General features: G+C 57.0%; 6 protein-coding genes. 3 read left to right on the top strand and 3 right to left on the bottom strand.

Annotation, left to right across the window (positions count from 1 at the left end):
• The 3 genes from rsmI to RT018_RS11370 form a co-directional block, all read right to left on the bottom strand.
• The coding region (rsmI, locus tag RT018_RS11380) for a 16S rRNA (cytidine(1402)-2'-O)-methyltransferase (protein WP_312942037.1) at window positions 1–684 on the bottom strand (684 nt) is incomplete at its 3' end.
• Window positions 681–1424: a methyltransferase gene (locus RT018_RS11375; protein WP_312942034.1), complete on the bottom strand. Its 744-nt coding sequence runs from the start codon at window positions 1422–1424 to the stop codon at window positions 681–683. The genes RT018_RS11375 and rsmI, both read right to left, overlap by 4 nt.
• Window positions 1425–1551: 127 nt before the next feature.
• The gene (locus RT018_RS11370; RefSeq protein ID WP_312942031.1) at window positions 1552–1725 is read right to left on the bottom strand and encodes a 4Fe-4S binding protein; all 174 of its coding nucleotides are present in this window, start codon (window positions 1723–1725) and stop codon (window positions 1552–1554) included.
• Window positions 1726–2037: 312 nt separating this feature from the next.
• Between RT018_RS11370 and RT018_RS11365 the strand changes: the two genes are divergently transcribed.
• From RT018_RS11365 to RT018_RS11355, 3 genes are all read left to right on the top strand, one after another.
• The gene (locus tag RT018_RS11365) at window positions 2038–2493 is read left to right on the top strand and encodes a CtsR family transcriptional regulator (protein WP_312942029.1); all 456 of its coding nucleotides are present in this window, start codon (window positions 2038–2040) and stop codon (window positions 2491–2493) included.
• Between the two features lie 89 nt (window positions 2494–2582).
• Complete coding sequence (locus RT018_RS11360) at window positions 2583–3092, top strand: UvrB/UvrC motif-containing protein (protein WP_312942028.1); 510 nt, start codon at window positions 2583–2585, stop codon at window positions 3090–3092.
• A 32-nt stretch (window positions 3093–3124) separates the two neighbouring features.
• On the top strand, window positions 3125–5575 hold the full coding sequence (locus RT018_RS11355) for an ATP-dependent Clp protease ATP-binding subunit (protein WP_312942027.1): 2451 nt from the start codon (window positions 3125–3127) through the stop codon (window positions 5573–5575).
• The last annotated feature ends 16 nt before the right edge of the window (window positions 5576–5591 follow it).

The following is a 5591-nucleotide window of genomic DNA, read 5'->3' as shown; positions in this document are numbered from 1 at the left end:
CGCCAGAGGGGCCGTCCCCTCCAGAACAAGGACATATTCTCCCCGGGGACTGTTCTCCCGGTAATGAGCAGAGGCTTCCCCCAGAGTGCAGCGCATCGTCTCTTCATGGAGCTTGGTCAGCTCCCGGCACAGGGCAATTTTTCGATCCGGACCAAAAAAGGTGCACAAATCGTCCAGTGTGGTGCGCAGCTTGTGGGGCGCTTCGTGGAACAGCATAGTGCGGCGTTCATTTTGCAGGGAAGAAAGGTGTTCCCGCCGCTCTTTTTTGTTAGTGGAGAGAAATCCCTCGAAGGTAAACCGCCCTGTGGGAAGACCGCTCACTGCCAGTGCATTCACTGCCGCGCAGCAGCCGGGGATGGCCAAAATTTCCACGCCCTGCTCCGCGCAAAGGCGAACCAGTTCCTCTCCCGGGTCCGAGACGGCGGGCGTGCCCGCGTCCGTGACCAAGGCGCAGCTCTCTCCCGCCAGCAGGCGGTTTAAAATGGACTGCCCGGCGGAGACGTGGCTGTGGGCGTGATAGCTCACCATTGGGCGCTTGATTTCAAAGTGATTCAACAGCTTCACGGAGACGCGGGTGTCCTCAGCGGCAATAAAATCCACCGTTTTCAGCGTCTCCACCGCCCGGGGAGAAAAGTCCCCCAGATTCCCGATGGGGGTGGCAACCAGATAAAGCGTTCCGCTCATGACGTGTTCTCCTTCTGTTCAGGTGTTCGGAAATAGGCGGCGGCGTATTCCGCCGAGGGTCGGCCGGATTCGTCCGTCAGGCACAAAGGCGGCCCGATGGAAAGGCCGGGCTTTCCGCCCCGGCGGGCCTCCAGCAGCAAAAGCGAAGGTGCGGCCCCCGGACGGGCTTCCACCATCCGCATTCGCTTTGGCTCCAGCTGATTTTCCCGCAGGGCACAGAGCAAATCGCACAGCCGCTCCGGGCGGTGCACCAAACAAAAAGAACCGCCCCAGCGCAGCAGATACGCCGCTGCGCGGCACAAATCTAAAAGGGTGCAGTCTGTTTCGCTGCGGGCCGTGCGCCTTGCCGGAAGCGGAGCGGTCAAGCCGCTGCCGCTTGAAAAATAGGGGGGATTGGAGACGCACAAATCAAAACTTCCGGCAGGTAAAAGCTCTCGAATTTGCCGAAGATCGCCCTCTAGAGTTCGCAAGCGGTCACAAAGGCCGTTTTCTGCTGCTGCCTTGTCGGCGAGCGTGGCGGCGTGGGGCTGAATTTCAACGCCGGTGATTTGCAGCTCCCGCTGTCGCTGAAGCAAAAGCAGGCCTAAAAGCCCGGTTCCGCTGCCCAGATCGCAGACCCGCAGACCGGGACGCAGCAGAGGAAAACTCCCCAGCAAAAAGCTGTCGGTGCCGGGCTTGTGGGCGCACTCGTCCCAGCAAAAGCGTAGGCCTCCAAAGCACAGGCTGTCCCATTGCTCCATGGCGCGCGCCTCCTTTCGGGCTGATGTACTTTTATTATACGGCAAAGCGCTCTTCCATGCAAGGTGTGTCATCGGGCATAACAAAAGCGCCGCAGAAAGTCTGCGGCGCTTTTATGTACGAATCTCGTTATTCGGCGGGAACGATGGCGCTGCTGGGGCAGGTATCACTGCAAGCACCGCAATCCAGGCAAGCACCAGCATCGATCACATAGGAATCATCACCCTGGCTGATAGCACCGGCGGGGCAAACATCCGCGCAGGAGCCGCAGCTTACGCAGGCAGAAGTAATCTTGTAAGCCATGGAAAAGCACCTCCATAAAATTAGTAAATTTATTGTAGCACACGTTAAAAAAAAAGCAAGCGGTTTTGCAAAAAAGATATTGGAAATTTGCGAGGTTTGTCACGTATAACTTCACTTTTTTTAACTTTTGAGAGAGATTGGTCGCTGTTCACAATTTCTTTTCAATTTGGTCAAAGAAAGTCAAAAAATACCCCTTGACATTTTGGCTGACGATGCTATACTACGTATCAAACAAAGGTTAAAGAAAGTCAAAGTCAAACTTAATGAAAAGCACAATAGACAAATTAACGGAAGAGAAAGAGGCGGTTTTAAGTGGGCATTTCCGATTTGATTGCCAGCTTCCTGCAAGAAAGCCTGAATGAGGCGGACGGCGGAGTGCTGGAGGTGCAAAGAAGCGATTTGGCCCAGCGGTTTAACTGCGTGCCAAGCCAAATTAACTACGTAATGAGCACCCGGTTTTCACCTGAGCACGGCTACATTGTGGAAAGCCGTCGGGGAGGCAACGGTTATATCCGGATTACCCGGGTGCGCATGGATCGGCAGACACTGCTGATGCATGTGATTAACTCTGTGGGCGACCGGCTGGACTTTCCCTCTGCAAGGGCGATTTTGAGCAACTTGGTATCCTCCGGAGCGCTGGAGGAAAGCGTGGGAGAAACGCTGCTGACCTGTATGGACGACCGGGCGCTGGGGGCTGTGCCCCGAGGAGTGCGAGATTCCGTTCGGGCGGAGATGATAAAGCAGGTTTTGATTCACCAGGTGGAGTGATTTTCTCTGTCCCGGCGCCGGGACACAAAGACGGCGCAAAACAAACTGTTTTTAATGATAATTTATATAGACTTGAGGAGGAAACGATTATGAAATGCGAACATTGTGGAAAGAATGAAGTTAACTTTGTTTATGAGAGCAACGTGAACGGGCATGTGGAAAAAGCCCATCTTTGCAGCGAGTGCGCCGAAAAGCTGGGCTATACTCAGGCGGTGGCGGCTCACAACCGCAGAATGATGCAGAGCTTTTTCAACGGCGGCCTGTTGGACAGTTTTTTCAGTCCCCGGCCCTCTCTTTTGGGAGCGTCCCTTTTCGGGGAGGACATTTTCGACGATTTCTTTCGCCAGATGCCTGCGCTGGGAGCGGCTCCCGTACAGCCGCAGGAGGTCCGGGAAAAGCCATTGGTGGAGGAGCAGGAACAGGCGTATTTTGCGAAGATGCGGCAGTTGAACGCCTTGCGTCTGGAGCAAAGAGCCGCCGTGCTGCGGGAGGACTTTGAGAAGGCCGCCCAGCTCCGGGATCAGATTCGGGAATTGGAGCAGGAAAAGATGCAGAATCATACGCCTGCCAAGGATCAGGCACCGCCCAAAGCAGAATAACAAGGACGTTCCTTTGAAAGGAGAGAAAAACAATGAATGAGACGAGATTCAGCCCCAGAGCCGAAGAGGCTCTTCGGCTGGGACAGGAGGCGGCAGGCGAGCTGGGCCACGGTTACGTGGGGACCGAGCATCTTCTGCTGGGCCTTTTAAGAGAGCCGAACGGCACGGCCCACGGTGTTCTGGAAACCGCCGGACTGACCGACGGCATGATTGTGGAAATTATGAAAAAAAGCGTGGGGGCGGGACTGCCCGGCGGCAACCCCGCGCAGGGACTGACTCCCCGCGCCAAGAGGGTGGTGGAGCTGGCCGTGGAGGACACGGCCAGAGGTGGCTATAACTTTGTGGGCACCGCCCATTTGCTGGCAGGCCTTCTGCGGGAAGGGAACAACATGGCAGTACGCATTCTGCGCACCGCCGGGATGGACGCCAAGCAGCTCTATACCGCCCTTATGCAGAAGATGAACGAGGCCCCGCGTGCGCAAGGCCGGGAGGGAACCAGACCTTCCGGGAGCGTTCGGGATGACAGTCAGGACAAAACCCTGCGGGAATTTACCCGGGATTTGACCGCAAACGCCCGGGCGGGAAAGCTGGATCCGGTGATTGGCCGGGATGCCGAGATTCAAAGAGTAATCCAAATTCTGTCCCGCCGGACAAAGAACAACCCCGTTTTGATTGGTGAGCCAGGCGTTGGAAAAACTGCCATCGCCGAAGGGCTGGCCCGGAAAATTGCGCTGGGCGATGTGCCCGACGATCTGTTGGATAAGCGGGTCCTTTCACTAGACCTCTCCGGCATGGTAGCCGGGACGAAGTATCGGGGCGAGTTTGAAGAGCGCATCAAGAAGGCGCTGGACGAGGTGAAGCGGGACGGCGACGTGATTCTCTTCATCGATGAGCTGCATACCATTGTGGGCGCGGGCAGCGCCGAGGGTGCGGTGGACGCAGCCAATATTATTAAGCCGGCGCTGGGCCGTGGCGAAATCCGCTGCCTTGGTGCGACCACGCTGAATGAGTACCGCCAGTATATCGAAAAGGACGCAGCTTTGGAGCGGCGGTTCCAGCCCGTTCACGTGGGTGAACCGACGCCGGAGGCCAGCCTTGAAATTCTCAAGGGACTGCGTAAGCGGTATGAGCAGCACCACAAGCTGAAAATCACCGACGAGGCGCTCTCCGCTGCGGTGGAGCTTTCCTCCCGGTATATAAACGACCGATTTTTACCCGACAAGGCCATCGACCTGATGGACGAAGCCTCCTCCCGTGTACGGATGGAGGAGGAAGAGCCCTCCGAAGAGTTGAAAAACCTAGAGGAGAAAATTGTGGCCCTCCAAAAGGATAAGGCCGCCGCGGTGGCGGCACAGGATTTTGAAAAGGCCGCCCAACTCCGGGATATCGAAAAGGATTATCAAGAGCAGGCGGAGCTGGAGCGGGACAAACGCCGCAGAAACAGCTCGTCCCACCGCCCTGTGCGGGCGGAGGACGTGGCCGCCGTGGTGGCGGAGTGGACGGGAATCCCCGTCACCCGCATGACAGAGGATGAGGGCGCCCGGTTGCTGCGCATGGAAGACGAGCTTCACCAGCGCGTGGTGGGACAGAGCGAGGCCGTGGAGGCTGTTGCAAGAGCTATCCGCCGGAGCCGGGTAGGGCTGAAGGACCCCAAGCGGCCCATCGGTTCCTTCCTGTTCCTCGGCCCAACGGGCGTAGGCAAAACCGAACTGAGCAAAGCTTTGGCAGAGTCCATGTTCGGCGACGAGAAGGCCATGATCCGCATTGATATGTCCGAATATATGGAACGGCACACCGTTTCCCGGCTGATCGGTTCTCCCCCCGGCTACGTGGGCCACGAGGAAGGCGGGCAACTGACGGAAAAGGTGCGTAGAAAGCCCTATTCCGTGGTGCTGTTTGACGAGATCGAAAAAGCCCATGAGGATGTGTGGAACATTCTTCTGCAAATTCTTGAAGATGGGCGCATTACCGATTCTCAGGGCCGCACCGTAGACTTTAAAAACACGGTCATCGTCATGACCAGTAACGTGGGCGCGTCCAGCATCACCTCCGCTGGAAATCGGCTGGGCTTTGACAGCGGCGCGACCGTAAACGACGAGGCCGGGGCCTATGAAAAGGCCCGCGAGCTAGTGCTGGATGAGCTGCGGCGCACCTTCCGTCCCGAATTTTTGAACCGGATTGACGACATCATTGTCTTCCACCGTCTGACGCAGGGAGACATCACTGAAATTGCCCGACGGATGCTGAAGGCCACCGAAAAGCGCATGTCCGCCATGGGCGTGAAACTGGAGGCGGACGATGCGGCGGTGGAGGCTCTTGCCAAAGAGGGGTATGATCCCAAATATGGCGCGCGGCCTTTACGTCGGGCCATTCAGAGCAAGGTGGAAGACGCCGTGGCGGAGCAATTGCTCAGCGGTGGCCTGAAATCCGGAGATACGGCCCACCTCAGCTATACAGATGAAAAGCTCTGCGTGCACAAGTAATATTTGAACCTAAAAA

The sequence above is a fragment of the Oscillibacter sp. genome (genome assembly GCF_032060045.1).
In the GTDB taxonomy this organism is placed as follows: Bacteria; Bacillota; Clostridia; order Oscillospirales; family Oscillospiraceae; genus Oscillibacter.
Note: the sequence above shows the minus strand (reverse complement) of the source record. Positions and strands in the feature narration are given on the sequence as shown.

Bases quoted from the DNA above. Each gene is read 5' to 3' on its own strand.
- RT018_RS11355 (WP_312942027.1), top strand. From the start codon at position 3,125: ATGAATGAGACGAGATTCAGCCCCAGAGCCGAAGAGGCTCTTCGGCTG.
- RT018_RS11370 (WP_312942031.1), bottom strand. From the start codon at position 1,725: ATGGCTTACAAGATTACTTCTGCCTGCGTAAGCTGCGGCTCCTGCGCG.
- RT018_RS11375 (WP_312942034.1), bottom strand. From the start codon at position 1,424: ATGGAGCAATGGGACAGCCTGTGCTTTGGAGGCCTACGCTTTTGCTGG.
- RT018_RS11360 (WP_312942028.1), top strand. From the start codon at position 2,583: ATGAAATGCGAACATTGTGGAAAGAATGAAGTTAACTTTGTTTATGAG.